The 25,921-nt window shown below is 48.1% G+C and carries 27 protein-coding genes; 10 read left to right on the top strand and 17 right to left on the bottom strand.

Annotated elements, in window-relative coordinates; genetic code table 11:
• From H8A87_RS13910 to H8A87_RS13875, 8 genes are all read right to left on the bottom strand, one after another.
• A partial coding sequence (locus H8A87_RS13910; protein WP_198690548.1) for a TraI domain-containing protein occupies positions 1 to 812 on the bottom strand: 812 nt, incomplete at its 3' end.
• A gap of 223 nt (positions 813 to 1,035) precedes the next feature.
• The gene (locus tag H8A87_RS13905) at positions 1,036 to 1,722 is read right to left on the bottom strand and encodes an N-6 DNA methylase (protein WP_198690547.1); all 687 of its coding nucleotides are present in this window, start codon (positions 1,720 to 1,722) and stop codon (positions 1,036 to 1,038) included.
• Positions 1,723 to 1,832: 110 nt separating this feature from the next.
• Positions 1,833 to 2,756: a DUF1281 domain-containing protein gene (locus H8A87_RS13900; RefSeq protein ID WP_198690546.1), complete on the bottom strand. Its 924-nt coding sequence runs from the start codon at positions 2,754 to 2,756 to the stop codon at positions 1,833 to 1,835.
• A 95-nt stretch (positions 2,757 to 2,851) separates the two neighbouring features.
• Positions 2,852 to 3,148 carry a TA system toxin CbtA family protein gene (locus H8A87_RS13895; RefSeq protein WP_198690545.1) on the bottom strand — a complete coding sequence of 99 codons (297 nt, stop codon included), beginning with the start codon at positions 3,146 to 3,148 and terminating at the stop codon, positions 2,852 to 2,854.
• Complete coding sequence (locus tag H8A87_RS13890; RefSeq protein WP_198690544.1) at positions 3,145 to 3,705, bottom strand: hypothetical protein; 561 nt, start codon at positions 3,703 to 3,705, stop codon at positions 3,145 to 3,147. The genes H8A87_RS13895 and H8A87_RS13890 overlap by 4 nt, the downstream gene beginning before the upstream one ends.
• Positions 3,706 to 3,825: 120 nt before the next feature.
• Positions 3,826 to 4,287, bottom strand: a complete 462-nt coding sequence (locus tag H8A87_RS13885) for an antirestriction protein (protein WP_198690543.1) — start codon at positions 4,285 to 4,287, stop codon at positions 3,826 to 3,828.
• 12 nt (positions 4,288 to 4,299) lie between these two features.
• Positions 4,300 to 4,734, bottom strand: a complete 435-nt coding sequence (locus tag H8A87_RS13880; protein ID WP_198690542.1) for an antirestriction protein — start codon at positions 4,732 to 4,734, stop codon at positions 4,300 to 4,302.
• A complete protein-coding gene (locus H8A87_RS13875; protein ID WP_198690541.1) occupies positions 4,685 to 4,891 on the bottom strand; it encodes a hypothetical protein in 207 nt (68 codons plus the stop codon). Before H8A87_RS13875 ends, H8A87_RS13880 begins: the two co-directional genes overlap by 50 nt.
• 628 nt (positions 4,892 to 5,519) lie before the next feature.
• Here H8A87_RS13875 and H8A87_RS13870 point away from each other — a divergent pair.
• The 8 genes from H8A87_RS13870 (at position 5,520) to H8A87_RS13840 (ending at position 15,246) form a co-directional block, all read left to right on the top strand.
• On the top strand, positions 5,520 to 5,897 hold the full coding sequence (locus H8A87_RS13870) for a hypothetical protein (protein ID WP_198690540.1): 378 nt from the start codon (positions 5,520 to 5,522) through the stop codon (positions 5,895 to 5,897).
• A gap of 198 nt (positions 5,898 to 6,095) precedes the next feature.
• Positions 6,096 to 6,326 carry a site-specific integrase gene (locus H8A87_RS20500; protein ID WP_408646921.1) on the top strand — a complete coding sequence of 77 codons (231 nt, stop codon included), beginning with the start codon at positions 6,096 to 6,098 and terminating at the stop codon, positions 6,324 to 6,326.
• A gap of 135 nt (positions 6,327 to 6,461) precedes the next feature.
• Positions 6,462 to 6,617 carry a site-specific integrase gene (locus H8A87_RS20495; RefSeq protein ID WP_408646920.1) on the top strand — a complete coding sequence of 52 codons (156 nt, stop codon included), beginning with the start codon at positions 6,462 to 6,464 and terminating at the stop codon, positions 6,615 to 6,617.
• Between the two features lie 184 nt (positions 6,618 to 6,801).
• Positions 6,802 to 7,206 (top strand): DUF6088 family protein, encoded by a 405-nt coding sequence (locus H8A87_RS13860; protein WP_198690539.1) that lies wholly within the window; start codon positions 6,802 to 6,804, stop codon positions 7,204 to 7,206.
• Between the two features lie 2 nt (positions 7,207 to 7,208).
• A complete protein-coding gene (locus tag H8A87_RS13855) occupies positions 7,209 to 7,958 on the top strand; it encodes a nucleotidyl transferase AbiEii/AbiGii toxin family protein (RefSeq protein ID WP_198690538.1) in 750 nt (249 codons plus the stop codon).
• A gap of 204 nt (positions 7,959 to 8,162) precedes the next feature.
• Positions 8,163 to 10,757, top strand: coding sequence for a type I restriction-modification system subunit M (locus H8A87_RS13850; protein ID WP_198690537.1), 2,595 nt, complete (start codon positions 8,163 to 8,165; stop codon positions 10,755 to 10,757).
• The gene (locus H8A87_RS13845) at positions 10,750 to 11,994 is read left to right on the top strand and encodes a restriction endonuclease subunit S (protein ID WP_198690536.1); all 1,245 of its coding nucleotides are present in this window, start codon (positions 10,750 to 10,752) and stop codon (positions 11,992 to 11,994) included. Before H8A87_RS13850 ends, H8A87_RS13845 begins: the two co-directional genes overlap by 8 nt.
• Before the next feature lie 132 nt (positions 11,995 to 12,126).
• Positions 12,127 to 15,246: a type I restriction endonuclease subunit R gene (locus H8A87_RS13840; protein WP_198690535.1), complete on the top strand. Its 3,120-nt coding sequence runs from the start codon at positions 12,127 to 12,129 to the stop codon at positions 15,244 to 15,246.
• Between the two features lie 245 nt (positions 15,247 to 15,491).
• Here H8A87_RS13840 and H8A87_RS13835 read toward each other — a convergent pair whose 3' ends face one another.
• The 9 genes from H8A87_RS13835 to H8A87_RS13805 form a co-directional block, all read right to left on the bottom strand.
• Entirely contained in the window at positions 15,492 to 16,409 is a 918-nt protein-coding gene (locus H8A87_RS13835; RefSeq protein WP_198690552.1) for an integrase domain-containing protein, read from the bottom strand.
• Between the two features lie 285 nt (positions 16,410 to 16,694).
• Entirely contained in the window at positions 16,695 to 16,817 is a 123-nt protein-coding gene (locus H8A87_RS20220; protein ID WP_269749553.1) for a hypothetical protein, read from the bottom strand.
• Positions 16,818 to 16,936: 119 nt separating this feature from the next.
• On the bottom strand, positions 16,937 to 17,062 hold the full coding sequence (locus H8A87_RS20215) for a hypothetical protein (RefSeq protein WP_269749552.1): 126 nt from the start codon (positions 17,060 to 17,062) through the stop codon (positions 16,937 to 16,939).
• 150 nt (positions 17,063 to 17,212) lie between these two features.
• Positions 17,213 to 17,635 (bottom strand): hypothetical protein, encoded by a 423-nt coding sequence (locus H8A87_RS13830; RefSeq protein WP_198690534.1) that lies wholly within the window; start codon positions 17,633 to 17,635, stop codon positions 17,213 to 17,215.
• Between the two features lie 569 nt (positions 17,636 to 18,204).
• Positions 18,205 to 19,719, bottom strand: coding sequence for a conjugal transfer protein TraG N-terminal domain-containing protein (locus H8A87_RS13825; protein ID WP_198690533.1), 1,515 nt, complete (start codon positions 19,717 to 19,719; stop codon positions 18,205 to 18,207).
• Positions 19,716 to 20,054, bottom strand: a complete 339-nt coding sequence (locus tag H8A87_RS13820; protein ID WP_232370256.1) for a hypothetical protein — start codon at positions 20,052 to 20,054, stop codon at positions 19,716 to 19,718. The genes H8A87_RS13825 and H8A87_RS13820 overlap by 4 nt, the downstream gene beginning before the upstream one ends.
• A 5-nt stretch (positions 20,055 to 20,059) precedes the next feature.
• Positions 20,060 to 21,490 (bottom strand): integrating conjugative element protein, encoded by a 1,431-nt coding sequence (locus H8A87_RS13815; RefSeq protein ID WP_232370258.1) that lies wholly within the window; start codon positions 21,488 to 21,490, stop codon positions 20,060 to 20,062.
• 52 nt (positions 21,491 to 21,542) lie between these two features.
• The gene (locus H8A87_RS13810; protein WP_198690531.1) at positions 21,543 to 22,511 is read right to left on the bottom strand and encodes a TIGR03756 family integrating conjugative element protein; all 969 of its coding nucleotides are present in this window, start codon (positions 22,509 to 22,511) and stop codon (positions 21,543 to 21,545) included.
• Positions 22,508 to 22,906 (bottom strand): TIGR03757 family integrating conjugative element protein, encoded by a 399-nt coding sequence (locus tag H8A87_RS13805; RefSeq protein ID WP_198690530.1) that lies wholly within the window; start codon positions 22,904 to 22,906, stop codon positions 22,508 to 22,510. Before H8A87_RS13805 ends, H8A87_RS13810 begins: the two co-directional genes overlap by 4 nt.
• A gap of 396 nt (positions 22,907 to 23,302) precedes the next feature.
• Between H8A87_RS13805 and H8A87_RS13800 the strand changes: the two genes are divergently transcribed.
• Both H8A87_RS13800 and H8A87_RS13795 read left to right on the top strand, forming a co-directional pair.
• Positions 23,303 to 25,393 carry a type VI secretion system Vgr family protein gene (locus H8A87_RS13800; RefSeq protein ID WP_198690529.1) on the top strand — a complete coding sequence of 697 codons (2,091 nt, stop codon included), beginning with the start codon at positions 23,303 to 23,305 and terminating at the stop codon, positions 25,391 to 25,393.
• 98 nt (positions 25,394 to 25,491) lie between these two features.
• Complete coding sequence (locus H8A87_RS13795; RefSeq protein WP_198690550.1) at positions 25,492 to 25,911, top strand: DUF1795 domain-containing protein; 420 nt, start codon at positions 25,492 to 25,494, stop codon at positions 25,909 to 25,911.
• The last annotated feature ends 10 nt before the right edge of the window (positions 25,912 to 25,921 follow it).

Here is a 25,921-nt window from a genome sequence, read left to right as displayed (position 1 = left end):
AGCGGAATAACCGGATCGGGTTTTGGTGATGACGGTCTGGTATCGGTAGTCGGTTTAGAAAATTTAACGGGATTCAGCAGCGGTGACTGCACCTGCTCAGCGGCAGACTGAAGCAGTGAGTCCGTCAACGGGACAGAAGACGGATGTCCGCCAAGATGCAACATCAGGCACTGCCACGCACCGGGCACTAAAGACAGCCAGGTCACCGCTTCCTCCGGTAACAAACGGGCAGCCAGCAGCGTTTTATAAAGGACAGGCAGCTCAGGCCCCGGTGCCTGAAACCGGAAGCGGAAACGACGCTCAGGTATCCACAATCCCGGCTGCCAGTGATGCCCGTCTTCCAGTTCACCTTTCAGTTGCCGCAACAGCGGCAGGTGGTAAAACAGCGCCGCCCAGAACACCACCGCCTGCCACAGCAGACTTTGTGCGGCCTGTGTTTCCGGCGCCACCCCCGGAGGCAACAGATGCCCTTTTGCCAGCCGTACGGCACAGGCAGTAAATTGCAGGGTCAGATCGATAAATCCGCCGCGATAAGACCAGACGCCCTCTTGTGTCGCGGGAACATGCTGCACACGGGCGCATAATTGCCGGAGCGGATCCAGATAGAATTGCTGATACAACCCGGCGGGCAGCACACTGTTTTCCCACAGCTGCCGGAGATACTGGCCACGCTCTGAAGTTGCCAGCAGCACCTCTGCTGACTGTGGACGGAAATAACCTCCGGCATCGTGTACACTTTCAGGTGCTTGCCCGGGCGCTTTTTGTGACGGGGAAGGGTCACGGGTAAAACGGGATTTAAAACGCTGAAACATGGTTTTTCCTCTTTTGGTTCAGATTTGGCTCAGTGTCGGTGAATCCCGGCCGGAAACAAGGAACAACTCTTTTTGCGGAAATGAAAATTAAACTGACCCGGTTCATCCCCTGACTGACTTACAAAATCGGCTTAATTTTCACCCTAACCATTTGTATTAACTCAACTTAAAAATAAAAAAAAGCGCCCCGAAAGGCGCAATAGTCATCATTGAAGAAATGCGTTCAGGCGGCGATAAGCTCCGCCTCCCGCAAACGCTGAGACCAGTTGCCCAGATAATGCGCGGGCGTGTAACGGGTTCGCTTGTCACCGCCATCATGCAGGGCATTGCCGATGGTGACGGCGGCCGGAATACCGGTCAGCGAGAACTGGATATAGGCCATCACGGCCGCCAGCGGATCAATATCAATCGCGTAAACCCACAGGCTGCACAACGGATCATGCCCCTGTTCTCTCAGCACGTCGGCAGCGGCCAAAGTTATACAGCCCGCGCCACAGCACGGCTCGCACAGCGTGACAAACGGTTGCGTCTGCAACAGCCCGGCGGCATCATGCAACTGCATCTGTGCCATCATTCTGGCCACACTCCAGGGGGTAAAGAACTGCTGAAGATCCTTATCACCCAATTCCAGCCGCATAAACACACTGCCCAGAAAATCATTGGGTTCCTGTGCCAGTCCGAGTACCACATGGGAGAACAGCTGAACAATCCGGTCAACGTCTGCCCGTTTGTACTTGTTGATGGTTTTCAGGTAATACTGCTCCAGCTCTTCGCTGAAACAGTGTTTATTGTGGATCGCTGCCATAGCACAATTGCAAAAATCCCGGAAGACCTGATAACGGGTCTGATAACGGGCCGTTTGCTTAAACAGCGAAATGAATTCTTTCTGATGATCGGTTCGGAATGCCATTGCATGTTTTCCTTGCTGAACAAAAAGTGAAAAAAGGAAAACACGCCCCGAAAAGGGAACAGGTTCCCCTTTCGGTTGATGTGGTCAATTTGTATAAAATTAGTAACCGCTTATTGCCCGACGGCAATGGCCGGCAAGGCCAGCGCCGTTTCCGCCTGCTCACCGGTGACCAGATAGAGTGCCGGCCGGTTTTCCCGGCCTGACTGCCCGTGACCACTGTCCACGTGCTCGCCCTGGTCATAACAATCGTAACCTTTGAGGCTTCCTGATGCTTCGCTGTACCAGTGGCGGATTTCACAGTCAAACATCGCGGACAGCTCGCCCATCAGCTCGGCCGAAGGCGGTGCCCAGGGAGAATCAAACCGCACGGTTAAACTGCTGACATTCCGGCGTTCCCAGCGGACATGGTGGCCGAATGGCCATTCCATCCCGTATTGTTCCCCGTAAAACTGTGCCGTGGTGGCAATGCCTTTCAGCAACGTGCTGTTGCCGTTGATTTCAGTGGCCAGATTAGTTGACATCATCATCAGCATATCGCAGGGTTGTGCCGCCTGCGGGTACGCATTCAGTTTATCCCAGCACACCCCGATATCGGGCGTGTCTGACCAGCCCACCATGCCGAACCAGTCGGTATACTGGCGGGTCAGCAGACGGGCGATAATGTCACGCGCTGCTTCCGGCACCTTGTCCCAGTGCATCAGGCTGAGACCGGACTGGCGGTACAGGTTATCGATGCGTTTGATATTGTCATTATTCAGCGGCACATTATTCTGCAACAGCAGCAGCCACTGCTCAAACGCCAGATGCTGCGCCGTCGGAACGGCCGTGCCGCGCACCAGCGCCGGGTACGGGGTGTAGGTTTGCGGTTTGGTTGGTTTCAGAATCCCCGCACAGCCGGCCAGAAACAGGCGAAGACTTTGTAACACCGCCTGACGGTAACGGGGGACTTCTTCCCCGCAGACCCACTGCTGCATCACATCAATACAGACGGATTTGCCGGTAATTTCCAGTTGATTAGTGCACCATTCTGCCATGTTGATTTCCTCATTTTTAAAACTGTTCAGATAAAAAGGAGGAACCGTCCCATCAGGGAGATCAGTTCCCCCGATGGGTAGATTGAAAAAAAGTGTTACGGTTTGGCTTGCCTGAACAGCATTTCAGCCAGACCGCTGTCAAAAATGACCGTCAGCTCATCGTGGATATCCAGATAAGGCGTACTGCGCGGGATAACCTGCGTGTTCAGCCGGATTAAGTCGTATTTATCCACCAGTTCGTTAATGGCTTCTGAAGGCCGGACACCGCGGGCTATCAGTGCTGCCACCGTATCGGTTTCACACAGGGCCGTATCGGTCAGGCTCAGGCCAAAATGCCGTTTCAGCAAGGCAGCCGCAATCACCTGCCAGACGGTTAAACGTAACGTGGTCATAACGTCCCCTCAGAAAAGACACAGACGGAGACGCCATACCGGAGAATATCCCGCACTTCATGGCACTGCTGATAACAGGAGGAAACCCCATGCAGTGACAATAAATGCACCTTGTGCCACAACGCACGCGCCGCCGGAGTATTCTGCCAGCTCTGCTCAAGCATCGCTGCCTGACATAACCGCTGCTGTTGCTGTTCCAGTGACAGGCGTTCTGACGTCAGTGTGACCGGCTGCGCCCAGATAATCTCTTCATCAAACCGGCCACCGAGCACTTTTCTGTCCTGTGCATCAAAAATCATGACGGTCAGCGGAAAAAAAGTCCCCGAAACCTGAGCAGATAACCTCGCCGGCACCGGCCAGTCCCCCAGAAGATGGATCACCTTCAGCCGCTGCACCACTTCCGTGACGGTGGCGGCTTCGCACATCATCAGGGTTTCCGGCTGCAATGACTGTAGTGCTTTCGGGTGTTGCCTCAGGCCGGTGACCTGAGCGGTAAACAGCTCTTCACGTAATGCGGTACCGGTATCATCCGGTGCCGGTAAAAAAATGGGGTTCATGGTGTTGTTCCTTGATTTTATGTCAATGAAAGAAAACACCCGCCCGATACCGGGAAGGTGTTTTGGTTTCCCCGGTCAGGCGCTTAAGAAAAGCGTTAACAGCCTCATGGGCTGATAACGTTAATGATGATTATTTTTGTTAGGGATAAGTGACGGACTGATAACGTCCTCTCCGGGTTTCAGTGTCATGATCGATGTTATCAGGCCGCTTTCCGGGTGCTGTTGTACATACGCCTGCAATGCGCAGAACCGGTACGCCTCCTCATTCTGCGTATCCGGCACCGCGATACGGGCTGATACGATGGCCGTGACCGCCAGCCCGAAAGCATCGGCTGAAAGCGTGACCGTCAGCTGCGTAACCGGCAGGTAAACGGAATACGTTTCCGCCCGTGTCGGCACCATATAAGTCAGCGATTCAGACACCTGTCGGCTTGTCCACTGTTCAGGCTGATAATCGCTACATAACGTCGATGCGGTATTCGCCAGCAGGAATCCCAGAAACAACCGTTCCAGCGGGGTTTTGTCGGGAAACACGACCGACAGCGCAAGACTGTCCAGCATAATCAGTTCATTATTTGGCATCACGTTCTCCTGTTATGCACCCTTTAAGCCCAAAGCCGCCCGGATACACGAAGCCTGAGGATGTTGCAGCGCATATTCACGCAGGTCGCAAAACCGTTCAGCGTACCCGTCCAGCTTCATCAGGGCCGCCAGATACCCCAATACGCTCAGGGTTACCATCAGTCCGAAGGCATCGGCAAAAACCTCACCTTTAAAGTCGGTTGTTTCAACCCTGACCCCTGAGGGATCCGGCCGTACCGGTACAATATAGGCGATAGTGTCTGACACTTTCCGGTACTGCCACTGATCACACCAGTCATCATCACACAGCACGGCGGCGGCTTTAATGAACGTGTGCTCCAGCAGCGTCAGCTCCAACGAACCGGTGTGCGGAAAAATTTCAGTAAAAGGGGATAATTCAGACGCGGGCACAGTGTGTGCCGTTGCCGGGGTTGTATTTTGTGGCATGGTATTCTCCTGATAAAACAACGGGGAACACCTGACCCAATGGGAAACGTGTTCCCCGTTGGGTGACTGGCCTGTTGGCCATGATGGATGAGATTAAGAAACCTTCATCGTCATGAGACTGACGATATTTGCTTCCAAAGGTGCGCAGATGTACCACACGGTAGTGTACTCCCTTGCAGGCTACAGGAGTGTTATTGTCGCTGCCCGAAGGTGATCCTCACAAGCGACCGGATCATCGATAAGTCTGACTACGCTAATAAACGGAAATCATAAGGTCAATGGGTAATTCATTTCCCGGGATAAAAAATAATGTCAGGAACACGATGGCCTTTTGGGTTAATCGGGGGGCAGGCTGTCAATGCTCATTTCACGCGGTGACCCGTTCTGGCCGCTTGGTCTAACTCATTTTTGCCCGTGCGACCTGAAGTCGTATGAAGCGTTGTTCACCACGAGAAGAGTGAACCACCTGTATCACCAGGTGACCCTAGGATTCTGAATAAAGCAGCGGATCCGACAATGTAACGAAATTCGGCCACAAGGCTGAATGGGAATCAAGGAAAGTTGTCACTCTTAGCACGATCCTGCTCTGACTGCAATTTAGTACTACAGCCGTGAACACTATTTCTCGATAGGAAATCCGCCATAAAAAGATTGAAATTACATAGTTTCTTAATTTAGCGATGATCAGATAACACGTTGATTTGCGAAAATCTACGGCTGTAGTACTAAGCCTGGTCTTTCACATTGAACCTAGTGATTACAATGAGCGTACACGCATCAAGAATATGTTTGGTAGTCGAACTACCGATAAGCTACGAGTGTTTGCTAAAGGTAAGTCTGAATCGCACCTTGAAATTATGGTATTCCCTGGCGAAAATGGTATTGCGCTAATTCAGTACCACGCAAAAATCGACCCAAGTCTGGGTTTTGGCGGCTTAACCATCCCTATTGGCTACTACACGACAGAGCCTAACCAAGTTGCATTCTTATGGGAGCAAGTGCGTCAGCGTATTCAATCCGGTATACATTCATTGGGCAAAGAGGATAAGCCTCCTGCATTCCTTGACAAGCAACTACAGTGCAAACCAAGCGATCTTAACAAGCTCATTGAAGATGAATCTGAACAAAAACTCAAAGCATTAATGAATAAATTTAATAAGTAACAAATGGTGACCGTGATTGACTATGTCAACACGGCCTTAAATATCAAATCTGCCCCATTATCATTTAAGCCAACCACTACCGTAGGCTTTACATGATGAAAAATTCTATTTCCTATTTGAATACTTATGTGTTTACTCATTTCCTCAATTTTTAGCTAAACTTTTAAGGCCAATTAATAGTTTCACTAGGAGAATGCCATGTGGGCTAAAAAAGGTCATCCAACCGGTCAGAAAAAGCCATTTAGGCTCGAAGATATCTGGCGGATCAGAACAAGGCTAGAAATTGAGGAGAATATTCAAGAGATTGCTTTGCCCAACTTAGCTATTGATAGCAAGTTGAGATCATGCGATCTACTCAGGATCAAGGTTCGTGATATTAGTAGTAATGGTGTTAATCCATTACACTGTGGGTATCACTTCGAAGGTTAACTACTTCTGATTATCTTTTTCCCAGTCCCCGTAAAATCGGTAAGCCTATGAGTTATAGTTATTACGCCAGCATAATTCGACGATAGGCAAGAGAACTTGGGTATGATGAATATCTATATGGATAGAGCTCATTCGATGAGAAGAACCAAAGCAACTTTGATTTATGCCAGAACTAAAAATATTCGGGCAGTTCAGCGCTTACTCGGGCATGTCAAACTCGATAACACAATTCGGTATTTGGGTGTTGAAATTGAAGATGCTCTGAAACTATCCGAAAACATTGATTTATAAACAAGGTCATTATATTTTATAGTTTGGGCTGATATTTATACAAATTAACAATATTAAATATAAATCAATACCTTAAAAATATTTATTTAGTTTTAATGCCGTATTTATTCTTTAGGTTATGTCGTATTTCTTCCAGTTTCATTTCCTCTGATGTATACTTCCTATACATAAAGAAGGAGGTCCTATGACAGCAGTAGATCGAATCAATCAAAAGTTGAAACGTTCGAGACGTTACGTCTTTGAGCGCAAAGATTTTGAAGACATTGCCAGTTATGACCAGATCGGTCGTGCGCTTAATCAATTGATCAAGCAAGGTGAACTGATGAAAATCGGATATGGCCTGTATACTAAAGCACGTAAGAACAGCCTCACAGGTCGCCTAATGCCAACGAATCCTGGTGGCACCGATGCGATTTTACGTGAAATTCTTAAGATGAAAGGTGTAGACTTCGAAGTAGATAGTCTATCGTTGCAAAGTCTTTCCGGTAATAGCACGCAAGTCCCTTCATCAGTGCAGTATTCGTGGAATCCTAAGCAGTTTAATCGCAAGCTGGTTGTTGGTAATCGCGTATTTAACTCACCAAGTTAAAAATGAAAAAATTAAAAGATCAATTCTTAGAGGTTTCCGATGCCTTAGAGCTCGGAAACCCAGCCATTATTGAAAAAGATTACTGGGTAGTGGCTTTGCTTGCTGAGTTAGCAAAGCTTGCTTTTGATACACATCAAATGGTCTTTTCTGGCGGGACGGCACTGGCTAAATCCAATGTAAAAATCCTCAGGATGTCGGAAGATGTCGACATCAAACTCATTCCAACGGATACATTTAACTCATTCGGTCGTGACAAACGCAAGGCGAAACGTAAAGCTCTGGTGCAACAAATCGAAGAATCTCTTACTCATCAATCAAGCTATTTTTCTATTGAAGAAAAAATAGTTCGTGATGAATACCGCTACGTCGAATATGAATTGAAATACCCACAGCAATTTAGCCAAGTTCCTTGCTTGCGCCCAATCATAAAACTGGAGCTGATGGAGACCATACCTCTGCTTCAAGTAGAACAGCGTAGCATTCAATCACTGGTTGCAGAGTTGTATCATCAACCTCAAGAAATCAACGAATTTGCTTGTATCTCCGTCCAATCCACGTTGGTTGAAAAAGTCATTTCTATGCTGCGCCGTACCATGCTAGTTAGACGAGATTCTGAACGCAAAGATGATGCTACGTTGGTACGCCATATCTACGATATACATTGTATTGACGCGGACCAGCAGCTTGATTTTGAAGCTCTCATGCCCCCTTTTTCAAACCGTGTTACAAGAAGACGTGAAACGCTTTGGTAATCAGCATCCGGAGTTTGTTGCTAACCTTGTTCAAGAATTACAGCTAGGCTTGCAAAAGTTAGAGTATAACACTATGTTTAGTAAAATGTTTTACGAATTTGTTACCCCAATGGGGTTTAATACAGAAACACCCGATTTCGATACCTGCTTTGCCTCATTTAAGCGCATTGCTCAGTCATTGATGAATAATAATTAGAGTAGAACATGAATAAACAACAACTGGCCGCCAAGATTTGGGAATCGGCTAACCAAATGCGTTCTAAAATCGAAGCAAACGACTACAAAGATTATATCTTAGGCTTCATTTTTTATAAGTTTTTGTCTGATAAGCAAATTCAGTTCTTAATCCAAAACGAATTTGATGAGCAATCGATCAAAGAATTGAATGAGGGCGATACCGACACCCTCAAATACATTCAAGACGAATTAGGTTACTTCATCGCTTATGACAACCTGTTCTCAACTTGGATCAGTGATGGTAAAGATTTCGACATTGCTTATGTGCGTGATGCATTATCGGCGTTCAGCCGCTTAATTAATCCAGCTCATAAAGACTTGTTTGACGGTATTTTTACTACCTTGGAAACCGGGCTAAGCAAATTGGGCGAAAGTGCCGCTGCACAAACCAAAGCGGCGATGAATCTGATTCACCTGATTGATGATATTCCGATGAAAAGCAAGCATGATTATGATGTGCTTGGTTTTATCTACGAATACCTAATCAGTTCGTTTGCTGCGAATGCGGGGAAAAAAGCCGGAGAATTCTACACTCCCCATGAAGTCTCAGTATTAATGTCAGAAATCATGGCTGAACACCTAACAGACCATAAACATATCAAAATTTACGATCCAACCAGTGGTTCCGGCTCTCTGTTGATCAACATCGGTCAATCGGTAGAAAAACGTCTTGATGGTGAACATAACATTCGTTATTACGCGCAAGAGCTCAAGCAAAACACCTATAACTTAACTCGTATGAACTTGTTTATGCGTGGTATTTTGCCAAATAACATCATCACCCGTAACGCCGATACACTCGAAGACGATTGGCCTCTGGATGAAGATAAAACCCATGAACCGATGCGTGTGGATGCTGTTGTCTCTAACCCTCCTTATTCACAAAAGTGGGACCCAGAGTTTAAAGACAAAGACCCTCGCTATTCGCCTTTTGGTTTAGCGCCAAAAACGAAGGCAGATTATGCATTCTTACTACACGATCTGTACCACTTGAAACCCGATGGCATTATGACCATCGTTTTACCACACGGGGTTTTATTCCGTGGTGGTGATGAAGGAAAGATTCGTGAGAACCTCATTGAAAAGAACCATATTGATGCCATTATCGGCTTACCGGCAAATATCTTCTTCGGTACGGGCATTCCAACCATCATTTTGGTGCTTAAGCAAACACGTAAAAATGACGATATATTGATCATCGACGCCTCAAAAGGGTTCGTGAAAGAAGGCAAGAACAACAAACTTCGCGCTTGCGACATAAAACGTATTGTGGATGCAGTGGTCACTCGTAAACCACAAGAAAAATTTGCAGCCTTAGTTAGCCGTGACACCATTCGCGATAATGGTTATAACCTCAATATTCCGCGTTATGTAGATTCTTCAGATGCAGCGGAAAGTTGGGATATTTACGCCTCTATGTGTGGTGGTATTCACAATAACGAACTGGATGCGCTAAATCACTATTGGCACACCATACCTAACCTCAAAGCGAGCTTGTTTAACGCAACATCCAATGATTACTCAGAGTTAAGCGTTGCCGATGTGAAATCAGCGATTGAAGCGAATGGTGATGTACAGAAATTTATGGCAACGTATCAACATGCTTTCGGTGATTTTGAAGCTTATTTGACACAAAGCTTGATTAAAGATTTATTACAAGTTAAAAGCTCGCGCCAACAAGATATCATCAGTGAAGAGATTTTCCGCCGTTTAGAAGGAATCACACTGATTGATAAATACGATGCTTACCAATTGCTTGATGATCAATGGCAGCAACTCAGTGCGGATTTGGAAATGATCCAAACCGAAGGTATGGATACCTGTAAAGTAGTTGAGCCGAATATGGTGACCAAAAAGCAAAAAGGTAAAGACGTTCAAGTTCAAGACGGTTGGTTTGGTCGCATCTTCCCCTTTGCATTGGTTGAAAAAACCTACTTTTCAAAAGACCTAGCAAAAATCCAAATAATAGCAGAGCGTTTGCAAAGCATCGAATCCGAGGTTCAAGAGATCTTCGATTCGCTTAGCGAAGACGATAAAGAAGCGGAATATGTTAATGACGACAAAACCGCATTTGTTACCGCCGCGCTGAACAAAGAAGTGAAACAAATCAAAGCCGACAAAAAGAAAGGCGAAACATTTGATGATGACAGCTTTGAAAGCAAATTGCTTGCCGTAGACAAATTACAAACAGAAGAAAAATCACTGAAGACAAACCTCAAAGCCGCCAATGAAACTTTGCTGGAAGCAACACGTAAAAAAATCGAAAACTTAACTCAAGATGAAATTGATCATCTACTGCTGCTTAAATGGATAAAACCCATTGTTAGCTCCCTAGATAAACTGCCAAATCAAGTCTTGCAGCAACTGACCTGTAAGCTGGAAGCTTTGGCTGAAAAGTATGCACAAACGTATGCCGATATTGCTCAAGAAACGCAACAAGTGGAGCAAAGCTTGGCGTCAATGATGGGCGAACTACAAGGCAATGAATTTGATATGCAGGGCTTAAAAGAGCTGCAACAGTTCCTTTCTGGTGAAAAGTTGCAAGGTGGCGCCGATGAGTAATGAAAAAACGTTTCAACCTGCTCTGCGTTTTAATGGTTTTGAGGGAGATTGGGATAGTTATAAGTTAATTGAGATTGGGGATTTTAAAAATGGAATGAACTTTGGAAAAGATGCGCTTGGGCATGGATACCCCTTTGTCAATTTACAAGATGTTTTTGGTAAAAATGTTGTAGATGGCAAGTATCTTGGCTTAGCTAAAAGTTCGGTAAATCAACGAAAGGAATATAGCTTAAAAAAAGGTGATATTTTATTCATACGGTCGTCTGTTAAGCCGGAAGGTGTTGGTGAGGCAGCGTTAGTAAGTAACGACTTAGAAAATACCACTTATTCAGGTTTTATGATTCGTTTCAGACCTCAAGTAAAAATGAGTGGAAATTTTAATCGATTCGTTTTTTCTACTCGTCGTATCCGTGAGCAAATACTTATGGGAGCGACAAGTTCTGCCAACACCAATATTAACCAAAATGCTCTAGGAAATATTCAAGGATACTTTCCGAAATTTGTAGAACAAACCCAAATTGGCAACTTCTTCCAAAACATCGACCAACAACTAAAACTCCATCAATCCAAATACACCAAATTGCAGCAGTTAAAAAAGGCAATGCTGGGTAAGATGTTCCCGAAAGCGGGAGCAAAAGTGCCAGAGGTGCGTTTTGCTGGGTTTAGTGGGGATTGGGAAAAAAAAGTATTAGGAATTGATATCGCTGATATTATTGGTGGAGGTACACCTAATACCATGGATGATAGATACTGGGATGGCGATATCGATTGGTATTCTCCAACAGAAATTGGCGATTCTCCATTTGCATTTGATAGTGTAAAAAAAATTACGCAGTTAGGATTAAGTAATAGCTCCGCAAAGAAACTACCAGCTGAAAGAACTATTTTATTTACTAGCCGTGCTGGTATTGGTGATATGGCAATTTTAAAAAAAGAGGCAACTACAAACCAAGGTTTTCAGTCGTTGGTTTTAAAAGAAGGTTTTGATACTTATTTTATTTATTCTATGGGCCATCTAATAAAAGAATATGCAATGAGAAATGCCTCAGGTTCAACTTTCTTAGAAATATCAGGAAAATTACTGCGGAATATGAAGGTTAAAGTTCCTACGAAGCATGAACAAACTAAAATCGGCAATTACTTCCATAACCTCGATCGCTTAATTGCTCTTCAACAGCAACACATTAATAAGCTGAAAAATATTAAGCAAGCGTGCTTAGAAAAAATGTTTGTTTAAGCACTAAATCAATACCCAATAGGATGCGCTCACCACGTTAGTTTAGGGGCGCACTCTGATATCAATTTTATCTGTTACCACTCATAAACCAAAGGTAACTGAGCTTTTTAGACTGTACGCTAAGGATAAGCTGTGACCTACACTAGTGAAGCCCAATTTGAACAAGATGTTATCTCCGAGCTATGTAAGAAAGGCTGGGAAGATAAGGTTTTAACCAATTTCACTGAAGCCGATTTGCTGCAAAATTGGGCGGATATTCTTTATCAAAATAACAACAGCATTGATCGCCTAAACAATGTGCCACTCAGCCATAGTGAGATGCAGCAAATTATAGAGCAAATCATTGCGCTTAAAACACCACTCAAGCTAAATGGTTTTATTAACGGTAAAACTGTCTCTCTTAAACGTGACAATGCCGCAGACACTCTGCACTATGGCAAAGAGATCAGTCTCAATATTTACGACCGCCAAGAAATAGCCGCGGGGAAAAGCCGGTATCAAATTGTTCAGCAACCTCGATTTGTTCGTAAAAGTGCCGTCCAGCACGACAGGCGCGGTGATCTTTTGTTGCTGATTAATGGCATGCCCGTTATCCACCTTGAACTCAAACGTTCAGGCGTCCCAGTGATTGAGGCGTGTAACCAGATAGAAAAATACACCCATGAAGGGCATTTTACCGGCGGCATCATGGCGTTAGCGCAGGTGTTTGTTGCAATGAATCCAGATAACACCTTGTATTTTGCTAACCCTGGGAAGGACGGAATCTTTAATCATGATTACTACTTCCAGTGGGCCGATTTTTCTAATGAACCCATCAACCACTGGCAGAAAGTGATCGAGGGATTACTATCCATCCCGATGGCTCACCAGCTAATTGGTTTTTATACCGTTGCCGACAATGCCGATGGCATTCTTAAAGTGATGCGCAGCTATCAGTATTACGCTGCTAATGCCATTTCAAGTAAAGTCGCCAGCTTGGACTGGTCTATTAAAAATAAAGGTGGCTACATTTGGCATACCACTGGTTCGGGTAAAACCATGACCAGCTTTAAGTCAGCGCAACTGATTGCTAACTCTGGCGATGCCGATAAAGTGGTGTTTTTGATGGACCGCATCGAGTTAGGAACACAATCCTTAGAAGAATATCGCAGCTTTGCCGATGCCAGTGATGATGTGCAAGGAACAGAAAATACCCATATTCTGATCGCCAAACTGAAAAGCATAAAGCCAAGCGATGGCTTGATTGTGACTTCAATTCAAAAGATGAGCAACATCCACGATGAAGGACAATTAAAAACTGCGGATATCGACTGTATTAATCAAAAGCGCATTGTGTTCATTGTCGACGAAGCCCACCGTTCAACCTTTGGCGATATGCTTTCTATCATCAAAGCCACTTTCCCTAATGCGGTGTTCTTTGGCTTTACGGGAACGCCAATCCAAGAAGAAAACCAGAAGAAGGACAGCACAACCAGTACGATTTTTGGTGATGAGTTACATCGTTATAGCATTGCGGATGGTATTCGAGATGGTAACGTGCTGGGGTTCGACCCTTGCAAAGTGATGACGTATCGTGATGATGACCTACGCGAGGCGGTTGCGCTTGAAAAAGCCAAAGCAACGAGTGTTGCTGAAGTGTTTGCCGATCCTGCAAAAACTAAAATTTATGAAAAGTACATGGACAGTGCCCGAGTGCCAATGGCGACCCAAGAAATCAATGGTAAAAAAGTGCGTGGCATTGAAGAATTACTGCCTGCAACGCAATATGATCGCATAGAGCATAAACAGCAAGTCATTAATGATATTCTGGCTAACTGGGTACGTTTTAGCCGTGGTAATCAGTTTCATGGCATTTTTGCCACACACAGTATTCCTGATGCCTTACAGTATTATCGATTATTCAAACAGCAAGCTCCTCAATTGAAGATAACAGCGTTGTTTGATCCTAACCTTGATAACAAAGGTAACGCCGTGACTAAAGAGGCTGGGTTAATTGAGATTATTGAGGACTATAACAAAACCTACAATACGACCTACACTTTGCCCACTCATGCGCAATTTAAAAAGGATATTGCGGCACGTCTTGCGCACAAAAAACCTTATCAATATGTCGAGCAACAACCGGACCAGCAATTACATTTACTGATTGTTGTTGATCAGATGCTCACCGGTTATGACTCCAAATGGGTGAATACCCTGTATTTGGATAAAGAACTTGAGTACGCAAATATCATTCAAGCGTTTTCTCGCACTAACCGATTATTTGGTATCGATAAACCTTTTGGCAATATTCGTTATTACCGTAAACCGCACACCATGGAACTCAACATCAATAAAGCGCTCAAGCTCTATTCTGGAGATCGTCCTTATGGTGTATTTGTGGAGAAATTGGAAGATAACTTGCATTCTCTCAATGAAAAATTTGCCGAGATAGAAATCATTTTTAAAAACGCGAAGATCAGCGATTTTAGTCAGTTACCAAAAGATGAAGAGACTCGTGCTAAATTTGCCACTCTGTTTAATGAGTTCAGCAAAATCTTGGAGGCGGTGAAAGTTCAAGGATTTAACTGGCAGGAAAACAGCTATTCATTTGAAGAAACGGGTAATACCGTGGATATTGATTTTGATGAGAATCAGTATCAAGCGATGTTGCAACGTTATAAAGAGCTCTCATCCTCACCAGGTAATGGTGGCAGTGAACCTGCTGTGCCTTACGCCATTTTGGGTTATTTAACCAAGCAAAATACGGGGCGAATTGATCATAACTATATGAATGCTCAGTTCACCAAATTCCTTAAGCAACGTGATCAACCCAATGTCACGCCAGAAGAAATGAAGCAAACGCTTGATGCTCTCCATAAATCCTTTGCCACCTTAAGCCAAGTTGAACAAAAACAGGCAAACAAGCTATTGATTGATATACAGGCAGGTAATTTAATCATCGAAGCAGGCAAAACCTTACAGGATTACATTACCCGTGCTCAAGCAGAGGAAGAAGATAAAGCCTTGCAGGTAATGGTCGATGCTTTGGGACTTGATGGTAATCAGCTTAAAACACTAACGAAAGAAAATCTTACCGAAGCTAACCTAAACGATTATGGTCGTTTTGATGCGCTTAAGGCAACGGTGGATAAAGCCAAAGCTAAGGCCTATCTAGAAGATAAATTAGACACAAAGCTAACGCCACCTAAAGTCAATATTGAACTGAACAAGCTCCTGCGGGAGTTTATTTTGCAGGGTGCCACAGATTAGATACACTACATTCGATAGAGTTAAATGTATTTTGCATAATTAGTCACTTTATGAGCTAACCATTTACGTTTGTCTTTATCCACTAAGACCAGAACCCGAATAATTGGATTTATTCGGGTTTTACTCTAAATGATTTATGTCCAGAAGCAAGTTAGAGATAACATGTGAGTAATCAGCTAAGTGCCAAGGTTAGTTTGCTCGTATTCAATGATCAAAGCAGTAAACCGTGTATGACCCAATACAGCTTATTCGCCCTCAATATTCTGGTAATACACCTGCCGGATATAGCGCCCCCGCCTATCACCATGCCCTAAATCCATCGACACCAGTGCCAGCGCTTCCCGCTCACTGAAACCCTGTGCTTTGTAATGTGCTCCGGATTGCTGCGCAAAATGGTAGCGCATACTGTGTGGCGCTTGCTGACCCACCAGTCCGGCACTTCTGACCACGTAACGGTAACGATCTATCGCCTGATGGATTGTGGGTTTATCAATCAATCTGCCACTGCGCTCAGCCTGCTCTCGCTCCGCATAGGCAATAGCATGTCGTAGAGCATTTCTATCCAGTATGACCGTCTGCCTGGGTCGTCCCCCTTTGGTGCCAAACACCACCCGCACGGAAGTATGACCGTTCTCCAGTCCTTTTTTCCAGGTCGCTAACGATTTATAGGCTTCCACCGCTTCTTTTGTACGCAGTCCCAGCACATACGCCAGTTGCATCACCGCCGCCACGCTCCGATCTTTTTGCTCTACCTGCTGAAAGATTTCTCTGAACGCGGCCGGTGTCAGCGCCGTTTTCGTTCCCTTGCGGCTCATATCAGCGATACCCAAAGCCTGATTGCTCAGACGGGCATTAGCGGGATTAGCCAGCTTATGCTTTCCGGCCTGCGCTAAAATGGCTCTCAGCACGGACATCTCATTTTGCAGGGTTCTATAATTAATATGGTTAGCTTTTCGTTCAGCGATGTAGCGCTCAATATATTTTACCTTCAGGCTATCCATTTGCCGGAGTTTGATACCATTGTTTTTCAAATAATCAAGGAAGTGCCGGGCAATCCGCTCACGATCCGCCACCGTGACAAAACTCCCGCCCGCCTGTCGGGCATGAGTAATAAATTCTTTTCTGAACTGCTCAACCTTTGAACGTGTCGAGTTCTGCGCAATCCACACCTTTCCTGTCACTTTTCATTTTTTAGGCTTAAAAATTCTCTGCGTGTCGGTACAGGTTCACCGTTCCGTGGTGCGTCAGACAATGTGTAGCAGAGCGAGGTTGTGTTGAGTTATTGCAGGAGCTCGCGACGTGCTCAGCACGGCGATGGCATGCTCCCCGTTCAGTGCCTGATCCAATCAGGGTGAACGCCTCATTATCTTGACGTGTCGTATCTCCTTTCTTACTGCATCAGCCTGTTGCAAGGCAGTGGGTTGAAAACCAGACCTGACGATGGTTCGTCAATCAAACAGAATGTCAGACAATGGCCTATTTTGGGCGGTTTCACTGAGTAATTCGTGGTTCAAATCAGTCGTAAAGCCTGACCAGACGTGCTCTGGACGTTGGCCGCCCGGCGGCGTCACTTGGTAATCGCGCTGCTTTTACGCAAGTGACGCCGCACAACATTCAGGACGTTTATCGTCGGTATTCGGGACAACGCAAAGCCTGCGCTGTTCGTATTGCGTGATAAGCCGGTCGTGAATCACACCGGATAACTTTCATCGCCGGACGGTGGGTTATTGTCTGACGATATCTGCTTCCAAAAGTGCGCAGATGTACCACAGGGTAATGCGCTCCCTTGCAGGCTACGGGAGCTTTGTTTCGCCATCGCATGGGTGATCCTCACAGGCGAACAGATCACTGATAATTACATTTCGATGGTAGCGTGTGTATCAAACCGGGTCAATGTCAGTGCGATGATCTCTGCCTCACGTTTCACACGCTCAGGGAGCTCATACTCAAGTGCAATAGCGTTCCTTTATTCTTTAATGTCTAAAGGCTTTTTATAGTTAATACCGGTTAATTCTGACAAATCCACATCCTTCCCTTCAGTAAGAAAGCAGTTTCTGCGTCTCAAGTTGTACAGGTGACGACAATGCTCACACATGTCATTCATATTCGCCGGGTTTCTGATGGCCCTGAGTGACCGGACGGCATATTTACCACACCGGCACCGCACGACATAAATGGATGTGCTTTTCGGGTTACCCCGTTGTGATAAAGGGCGGACACCTAACACCGTAAAAAAGCCGTATTCATACCCCTGAACTTGCATCAGTATGTTGATTAAATTAGGTTCCCTTTTCGTTAACCGCAAATCATACGTCGTTTTGTAAGGAATAAAATGATCGGATTGTTTTTTAACTTTTTTATTTTTGTGATTTTTATCAATATCACGCATGACTTTCCCTGAACCTTTTCAGACGATATTCAAGACGTTCCAATTTAATCCTTTTTATAATGAATTCAATAGCGAAAAAATTAAACCAAATCGGTAAGTTGAATCTTCCCGCATTTATTTAATGGCAATAAACGGCGAAGCCTCAATGGCTTCAACCACTGAGGCTTCTATAAATCGTCTATTATCATTAAAACGGCATTATTGATATAGAACATGTTAAATATTACAGCGTTTACAGTGTATGTCATATGAAATAAAATGGCATGAGTTTATTATTTTTTTTGTGAGTCAGCTCATGAATATTGCGTATTAAAATCCCGACGTAAAATATAACGACACAAAAACCAATATAAAATCCCCCTGCATTCTAAAATAGAATAAATTAAATCAATAACGCATTGGCGTTAAATGATTCATTTATCCATCTTGTTAAACATCTTTATTTTATCTTTCATTAACGAGGCAATAATAAATAAATCAAACAGACAAAAAAATAGAAAATTGACCTAAAACCCAAACGACAATTCAGGGATAACCGCGTATCCTTGACGTTGTAAACACGGGTTTGTCTACTTTCCTTTTGACATCATCTTCTGCATCACCATCTGCCCAAACATGCCAGCGGATTGCCTGACTTGCCCCACGCCCTGACTCATCAGGCCACCGACGTCACCCATCCGCACCCCGGCCCAAGCCAGCGCACCCAGCCAGACCATCGGCAGGACAATAAACAACGTGCCCATCACCAGCCCCATGATTAAATCATCCGACGTGTTCTGCATGCCCGCCAGATTAAACAGGCTGTGGGTGTCTGAGCCGTACAGGGCGTCCAGCAAATGGCTGTCCAGCCAGCGCGCCAGCTCCCACCAGAACGTCAGGAAATTCAACGCAAAAATCACACAAGTCAGGGTAAACACGGTCTTAAACTCATACGCAGCCACCAACAGCAGCAACGGGATTAAGATATACAACGCCATCAAAATCACCGCCTGAATCATCGGCAGAGCCTGCCGTACCGCATCAAACATCGGATAAGCCAGTAAGCCCCCCAACAATGCACCGGCAGAGGCCCCTATCCGGGTCGAGCCATCCCACAGCGTGGGATCGGCATTTCCCCCATAGCCGGCATACACCTGACCGGCTTGAGACACCGTCAGGTTCACCGGACTGACCAGACGGCGGATCACCGCTTCCTGATAAGCGGGCGTGTTTTTACCTAACATTTTCAGTGTCGCGGACAGACGCAACCATAACCCCGGATCGGCCTGCGCCAGTACCCGATCTTTCAGGCCGATGTTGGCCGCTGACCACCAGACCTGACAGCTCGGATAGCCGCCCAGCCCGGTATAAGGTCGCCCGTTGTCTCGACTCTCCTGCCATGGGAAATCAGCCCGGGGCGTGCGCGATTGCAGCGTCCGGTAATCGCCGGCTAAAAATGTACGGCTGCCCAGCCAGCCGATATCATTCAGGATAATTGGATCGCTGGTGTGTTCCGGATCGCGTTGTTGCCACTGGTACAACGCCAATGCATAACAATCGTGGGTAAAATCCTGCAACTCGGCCGCCAATGCCGGGCTCTTGATACGGGTATGCTGCACGTCAAAACGCAGTTGCCGTAAATCCGGCCGACAGGGAATGGCGGCCACCGCAGCCTGCGTCACCCCTTTGGATAACCGGTGCAACACGGCCCACCAAATCGGCACTGCCGCCGTTTGATTGTTCAGGCTGGATATCACCGGCGCATAACCGCTGTTCTCCGGCGCACCGGGTGTCCAGGTGCCACAGCTTTTGGTTCGGGCGGTATCATACTGGAGGGTACTGAAGCTGACATTCACCAGCGGCACGCAGCAGAACACCATGACGAAAAACGCACTGTAAAGCGTATTTTCAAGCCGGGCCAGTGACTGCAATCCATTGGGACCTTCTTCCTCCCCGCATTCACGCACTTTCAGCCAAATGGCAATCACTTTGACCACTAACGGCAGAGTAAACAACCCCGTGGCTATCAGAATGTGCCACAGGCCATTATTCACCACCCAGCCGAGCAGGGTCAGGAAATATTCCAGATAACTGTTCGTGGTCATGACACATTTCCCTGGCTGGCTGACAGGGCGTATTCACCCAGCAGGATAAACAACAGGCTGACCACCATCATCCGCCTCAGCGTTGTGCGATATTCCGCCTGATGTTTCACTCTTTGCCAGATTTTCCGGCCGCCCCAGATCAGCCCGCCGTAAAGGCTTAATCGCCACAACAGCCAAAGCGATTGATACCTTTCCAGCCAGCGATTCAAGGCAGACAGGGTTTCGGGATAATTCATCCCTGCCCAGCCGGCAGTTAACGTCACCACCATCGCCAAAGCGATAATCAGTGATAATCCGATGCCTCGTTTTAATCTTGCACGTTTTTTTGCCATCATCGAACTTACCTGCCCTCACGGTTGGGGGCTTCCAGCTGATAAAAACGGGCATCCTGACTGTCCGCGACCTGTTTTTGCGAGTGAGCGTGAATACGCTGGGTATCCCGCTCAATAATGGTCAGAATGGAATTACGGGAAAGCGCCTGCTTCAACTCCATTTCATTTTTCAGGGCATTAATTTCCCTGTCCAGCGCGGCAATCCGGCGGTCGCCTTCTGCCAGTGCTTCCGATTGTGCTGCCGCATTGGGTTCGGACATGCCGGTGATCAGCATCCGGCGCATCAGTAACGCGGTTTCAATGGTCTCACTCATGGCCAGCTCCCCCGCCAGACGCGCTGTCAGGGCGGCCTTATCGGGATCACGCTGCAACGCCTGAATGACACCTTGCGTCACGGCCAGACTGCCGGTTTTCAGTTTGGTGAGATTCGCCCGCGTGGGTTTCTCCGTGCCGCTGACCAGTTTCACCAGTTGTTCAGTGTTCGTTTTGGTATGGGCTTCCAGCATCGGGGCAAATCCCGTTCCCGCGACCGTCGTCCCCGGCTGGTGTTGCGGGGGGGGGGGGGGGGGGGGNNCCCCCCCCCCCCCCCCCCCGCTGCTACACTCAGTGGCTTGCGCGCAGGTCCGGATGGCCCGGTCGCCCAGCACGCTGACCACTGCCTCGGCTGCTTCCCGCGCCGTGCTGAATTTACGGCAGGCACTGCCCTCGCAATTGAAGGGGCTGACCGATGACTGGCTCAGTACTGGCAGCTGATTCATCATATTAAAGCCGGCGCTGGCTAAATCACGGGTCGGACGAATGGCATTCTGTCCCTTCCCGCCTTGTCGTTGCCCGCCAATCCACGAGTGCCCGCTGGCTCCGGTCGCTTTGGTTCCGGCATTATTGACACGCACAGCATCACCATCCCCGCCGTTAACCTGATTTTTGTACTCCTGCAACGCCGCTGATTGGCTCCATTTGTTGTTCTGCGCAAAATCCATCATTCTCTTCGCCATGTTCTGACAATTGAACTGGGCTTTATCAAACGCCACATTGGCCTGCAATACCCCGTTGGTCAGCATGTCATACAACCCCGGATTGGCTCGCTGGATTATCATGGCAGGGAGACTGGCAACCGCTCCGGTGGCCCCCTGAACCACATCACTCATCAGGTTCTTGAATCCCGCCGTAATGCCATTAAGCTGATTGCTGATCGTGGTTTTCAGGTCGAAATTGCCGCACATCAAATCCGAACTCCAACCCAACTCCAGACCGGCCAGCATAGTTGAACCGCCGCGACTGGCCGGCTCAGAAATCACCGAGCCGCCACCCAGCGTATAAAACAGCGTATCGGAGATCGCCCCGCTGGCCTCTGCGCCATAGCCCAGAGCACTTCGGTTCACCTGCGGTAAGGTGAGGGACAGCCCGGTGGCATGGGACTGTATCGGAGCAAGCATCATTGCGCCTACAGCCAGCCATAAGGCGTTTCTTGTCGTCATCCGACCTCCTGATTCAAATATCCGTACTGCTGAGAAAACGCTGCCCGCGCCGTTTGCAACAGCTGTAGGGTTGCCACAAGGCATACGCCTGATTGCCATTCATGGCAGCGGAATGTGTTCCGTCAGGAAACACGGCACAAGACTGACTTAACTGTGGCGATAACCGCTGCCACTGATGATTTTTCGTGCCGGTATTTTCCGTCACCGGCGGCGGTGGCCAGTAGCCGTCACGGCGTTGCCCGGTCAGCGGCTGATAGACATGGGGTTGCCCGGTACGGGTAATGATGTCTGCCACCCGCTGCGCCACCACCGCCGAGGCTTTATCTTCATCCGCCTGCGTAACAAAACCGGCACGCGGGTAGAGATTTCCCCACATATTGCCACGCATCTGGCTACCCAGTTCCCGCTGACCAGGGATAAGGGCTTCTGGATAAAATGACTCCGGCAACCCGCTGCGCCACGCCACCGTATCCAGCGTGCTGAGGAAATAAGGCATCAGTGGCGTCGCTGCACTTTTACAGGAGTAACCCGGAATTTGCCCGCCTATCAGCGTGGTGGCGGGATGCCCGATAGCATCAGCGTATTTGAAACGCAGATGGGTACTGCGCTTTCCGGCAACCTGAGTATTATGATTGCCCCCGCCGGTAGTGAAGTTAGATAAAGCGCTGGTCACCGTATTTTCCAGCCCGCCGGATATGGAGCTGATTTGCGCCATTTCAGACCACGGGTTGCCGCCGGGGCCATGATAGGTGGAGACCACCGTCTGTGGCAGGAAATGAGTCACTTTGACCGAGGTTTTTACCGTGCAGCCATGCCACGAACAGAACAGCCAATAACAAATACCACTGACCTGCCACTGAATGCAGGTGGGTGAGAGGCTGCTTGCCACGATTTGGGCAGTATTGATGGCGGCTTGTGTGACAGGCGTAAACGCCGCAACCAGTGTGATAGACACAGGAAAAGCAATACGTGACGAATTCATGGCTGGTGTTGCTCCCTGAGCGCCGCCGCTTTAGCCACATCTGCGGTGCCATACACCACATCACGATCATCAAAGACCACCGCCGGGTACTGACGCACACCCCGTTGCCAGGCTTCAACAACATCACGATAAGCGTTGATAAGCTGCTGTTCCTGCTGACGCCATTGGGGCGATTGCAGCACAGCCTGTGCCTGAAGGGTTGCCTGCTGGGGATCAGCGGAAAGTTGAGGGAAAGTTTTTTTCTGATGCTGTTCAGCCGCATCCAGCCAGACCACATGGCTGTCCGGTGTCAGATTCACCGGCGGGTGCTGGCGGTCAGTGTACACCACCGTTTTGGCCCCCGAGGACAGAGACACCATCCATCCCATCAGGAACAGTACACCCGTTTTTTTCATTATCACTCTCCCGAAAGCAAAACATCAGACCAGCGTGAAGAAAGCCACGGAAAAAATCAGCGTTTAATTGATTTTCTGAAAATGAAGAATAAATACACCAGCTTGCTAAGATTTTTCTCAAATGTTGATAAGAAGGGCATTACATTCATTAAATTCATGCTTATGCCGATAAAATAACAAGCAGGATGGGTCGCCTGACAGCATCTGTAATAGATGGAATGAAAAACATGTCGATCAAAGTAGCCTCATCCCAGCATAATAAGAAAAAAAGGATGTGCCTGAATAGCCTGATTTTTCAGCTGGAATACCAACCCGGATGCCAGGTTAAGTGAATCAAAGAGATCCCGGTGGAACACGGTATAGAGGACAACAAGTACAAATAAGGAAAACGAAACAATGTCGATAAAAAAACACCTGACGAAGTTGCAGCAGGGGCACTCCCTTCTGGAAAAAGGCAAGCAAGCTGCCGGCTTGGCGAAACAAACAGCAGGCGTTCTGGGTGGAACCGGTGCTGCTGGCATGATGGATAAAGGCAGCCTGATGAAACCCGGCGGTTTTGCCGGCCCACTCGGCGGTCAGGGCCTCGCTCAGCAAGCGGCGGCCGGACACAGCGGGGCCGCCAAGGCACTGCAAAAAGCTGGTCAGCAGCTGATGGGGGGATCTACCCCGAGTGGCCTGCAATTTACCCTGACGGCGGGGGGACTGGCTCCAGAAACCTTTGTCGTTACTGACTTCACCCTGACGGAAGGTTTTTCCCAACCCTTCAGCCTGAGTGTCGGACTGGCAAGTGCTGATCCTGCCATCGACTTTCCGGCCGTGCTGGATCGCTCCGCCACCCTGACCATTTTGCAGGACGGCGTTGAACAACGCAGCATCACCGGCATGGTGGCACGCTTCGAACAGGGTAACACCGGGTTGCACCAAACCACCTACCAGATGAGTATCCTCCCCGACCTGTGGCGCACCACCCTGCGTCAGAACTCCCGTATCTTTCAGCAGCAGGACATTTCCACCATTGTCACGTCTATCCTGAAAGAACACGGTATCCGCGATGTGGTCTTCAGCCTGCGTCATCCGCACCCGGAACGGGAATTCTGCGTTCAATATCAGGAAAGTGACTTTGCCTTTCTGCAACGGCTGACGGCGGAAGAAGGCATCTTCTATTTCTTCGAATGCGGCAACGGGCGCAACACACTGGTATTCGCCGACGATGCCGGTTCCGTGCCGCCGGGTATCATGCTGCCCTACCAGCCGGGGGAAGCCAGTACCACTGGAGAGCCATCGGTGACCAGTTTCACCAGCAGTGCACAGGTGCGCCCGGCACAGGTTGAGCTAAAAGACTACACCTTCAAAAATCCGGCGTGGCCAGCGGAATTTCGGGAGCAGATGAAGGACGAACAGCTACAGGAACAGTATTACGAACATTACGATTACCCGGGCCGATTTAAAGACGAAGCCCACGGCAAGGCCTTTACCCGCTATCGGCTGGAAGCCTTGCGTAACGATGCGATCACCGGACAGGGGCTCGGTCACGCGATTGCCATTCAACCGGGGAAACTGTTCATTCTGACCAACCACCCGCGGGTGGATCTCAACCAGCCCTGGCAAGTCGTGAGCGCAAGCCACTCCGGCAACCAACCGGGTGCCCTGGAAACGGCTACCGGCGGCAGCGGCACCACGTTGCACAGCCAGTTCAGCTTTATCCGCCATAACCAGCACTGGCGGCCGACTCCGCTACCGAAACCAAGCATTGACGGCCCGCAGATTGCCAAAGTGGTGGGGCCTGCTGGGGAGGAGATTTTCTGTGACCAGTATGGTCGCGTACACCTGCAATTCCCGTGGGATCGCTACGGCAAAAGCGACGACCAAAGCTCCTGCTGGATACGCGTCAGCCAACCGTGGGCCGGTCAGGGCTGGGGTATGCTCGCCATCCCGCGCATCGGTCAGGAAGTTGTCGTGGATTTCCTGCACGGCGACCCGGATCAGCCCATTGTCACCGGCCGTACTTACCACGCCAGCAACATCCCCCCAGGGGCTTTGCCGGGCAGTAAAACCCAGATGGCGTTCCGATCCAAAACCCATAAAGGGGAAGGGTATAACGAGCTGCTGTTTGAAGACTCGAAAGGCAGTGAAAAACTGTCAATGCACGCGCAGAAGGATATGGATACCACGGTGCTCAACGACCGCAGTACCCGCGTGATGCACGACCATACCGAAAGTGTCGGGCACAATCAGGCCATCAGCGTGCGGGCTGACCGCCATAAAGAAGTTATCGGCATGGAAGTGAGCAGTATCGGAACACGACAGGTCACCGTGGAAAAAACCAGCGTCCTCAGTGTCAAAGGGCAAATCACCATTCAGTCCACTGAAAGCGGCATCACCCTCGGCAACACCAAAGGGAGCATCTCAATTGATGCAGACGGCAATATTCATATTACCGGTAAGACTGTCATTATTAACGGAAAAGACGTCATTACCCTGAATTGATGCCAGACAAAACAATAACAACATTGAAGCCGATTAAAACGGATTTTTCGGTCATAGACTGAACATCGGCGATAACTAAAGAGCGAAAAGGAAACATGATGAGTGCACAACCTTACCAGTTGAACGAAGGTACCTTAAACATTCCCGCCGGTTGGCGCGATGAATCAATGCACGTCTTTGTGCTGCCGGATGACAGCGGCGTCAATCTGGTGATTAACCGCACGCCGGTGCCGGCAGGCACTGACAGAGAGACCTATTATGAACAGACACTGACTCAATTTGTGACCCACCTGCCGGGCTATCAGGAGCATCAGCGGCTGCAAATGGAACTCAGCGGTGACATGGCGTGGCGACTGGATTACCAATGGCAAAGCCCGGAAGGGGAAATGCACCAGACGGTGGTACTGCAAATCCGGGGCCACCAATTACTGGCGTTTAACCTGACGTCCCCCCAGCCCATGAACAGCGGTCAACGGGACGCCTTACTCGCCGTGGTGAGCAGTTTTCAGGCGGCATAAGGAGAAGCCG

It is taken from the genome of Xenorhabdus lircayensis (assembly GCF_016306625.1).
GTDB lineage: Bacteria > Pseudomonadota > Gammaproteobacteria > Enterobacterales > Enterobacteriaceae > Xenorhabdus > Xenorhabdus lircayensis.
Note: the sequence above shows the minus strand (reverse complement) of the source record. Positions and strands in the feature narration are given on the sequence as shown.

Bases quoted from the DNA above. Each gene is read 5' to 3' on its own strand.
- H8A87_RS20495 (WP_408646920.1), top strand. From the start codon at position 6,462: ATGAGAAGAACCAAAGCAACTTTGATTTATGCCAGAACTAAAAATATT.
- H8A87_RS13885 (WP_198690543.1), bottom strand. From the start codon at position 4,287: ATGCCAAATAATGAACTGATTATGCTGGACAGTCTTGCGCTGTCGGTC.
- H8A87_RS13890 (WP_198690544.1), bottom strand. From the start codon at position 3,705: ATGAACCCCATTTTTTTACCGGCACCGGATGATACCGGTACCGCATTA.
- H8A87_RS13820 (WP_232370256.1), bottom strand. From the start codon at position 20,054: ATGATGGCAAAAAAACGTGCAAGATTAAAACGAGGCATCGGATTATCA.
- H8A87_RS13850 (WP_198690537.1), top strand. From the start codon at position 8,163: ATGAATAAACAACAACTGGCCGCCAAGATTTGGGAATCGGCTAACCAA.
- H8A87_RS13810 (WP_198690531.1), bottom strand. From the start codon at position 22,511: ATGAATTCGTCACGTATTGCTTTTCCTGTGTCTATCACACTGGTTGCG.
- H8A87_RS13825 (WP_198690533.1), bottom strand. From the start codon at position 19,719: ATGACCACGAACAGTTATCTGGAATATTTCCTGACCCTGCTCGGCTGG.
- H8A87_RS13855 (WP_198690538.1), top strand. From the start codon at position 7,209: ATGAAAAAATTAAAAGATCAATTCTTAGAGGTTTCCGATGCCTTAGAG.
- H8A87_RS13880 (WP_198690542.1), bottom strand. From the start codon at position 4,734: ATGCCACAAAATACAACCCCGGCAACGGCACACACTGTGCCCGCGTCT.
- H8A87_RS13895 (WP_198690545.1), bottom strand. From the start codon at position 3,148: ATGACCACGTTACGTTTAACCGTCTGGCAGGTGATTGCGGCTGCCTTG.
- H8A87_RS13845 (WP_198690536.1), top strand. From the start codon at position 10,750: ATGAGTAATGAAAAAACGTTTCAACCTGCTCTGCGTTTTAATGGTTTT.
- H8A87_RS13805 (WP_198690530.1), bottom strand. From the start codon at position 22,906: ATGAAAAAAACGGGTGTACTGTTCCTGATGGGATGGATGGTGTCTCTG.
- H8A87_RS20500 (WP_408646921.1), top strand. From the start codon at position 6,096: ATGTGGGCTAAAAAAGGTCATCCAACCGGTCAGAAAAAGCCATTTAGG.
- H8A87_RS13860 (WP_198690539.1), top strand. From the start codon at position 6,802: ATGACAGCAGTAGATCGAATCAATCAAAAGTTGAAACGTTCGAGACGT.
- H8A87_RS13795 (WP_198690550.1), top strand. From the start codon at position 25,492: ATGAGTGCACAACCTTACCAGTTGAACGAAGGTACCTTAAACATTCCC.
- H8A87_RS13900 (WP_198690546.1), bottom strand. From the start codon at position 2,756: ATGGCAGAATGGTGCACTAATCAACTGGAAATTACCGGCAAATCCGTC.
- H8A87_RS13870 (WP_198690540.1), top strand. From the start codon at position 5,520: ATGTTTGGTAGTCGAACTACCGATAAGCTACGAGTGTTTGCTAAAGGT.
- H8A87_RS13800 (WP_198690529.1), top strand. From the start codon at position 23,303: ATGTCGATAAAAAAACACCTGACGAAGTTGCAGCAGGGGCACTCCCTT.
- H8A87_RS13905 (WP_198690547.1), bottom strand. From the start codon at position 1,722: ATGGCATTCCGAACCGATCATCAGAAAGAATTCATTTCGCTGTTTAAG.
- H8A87_RS13830 (WP_198690534.1), bottom strand. From the start codon at position 17,635: ATGCGTGATATTGATAAAAATCACAAAAATAAAAAAGTTAAAAAACAA.
- H8A87_RS20215 (WP_269749552.1), bottom strand. From the start codon at position 17,062: ATGGCGAAACAAAGCTCCCGTAGCCTGCAAGGGAGCGCATTACCCTGT.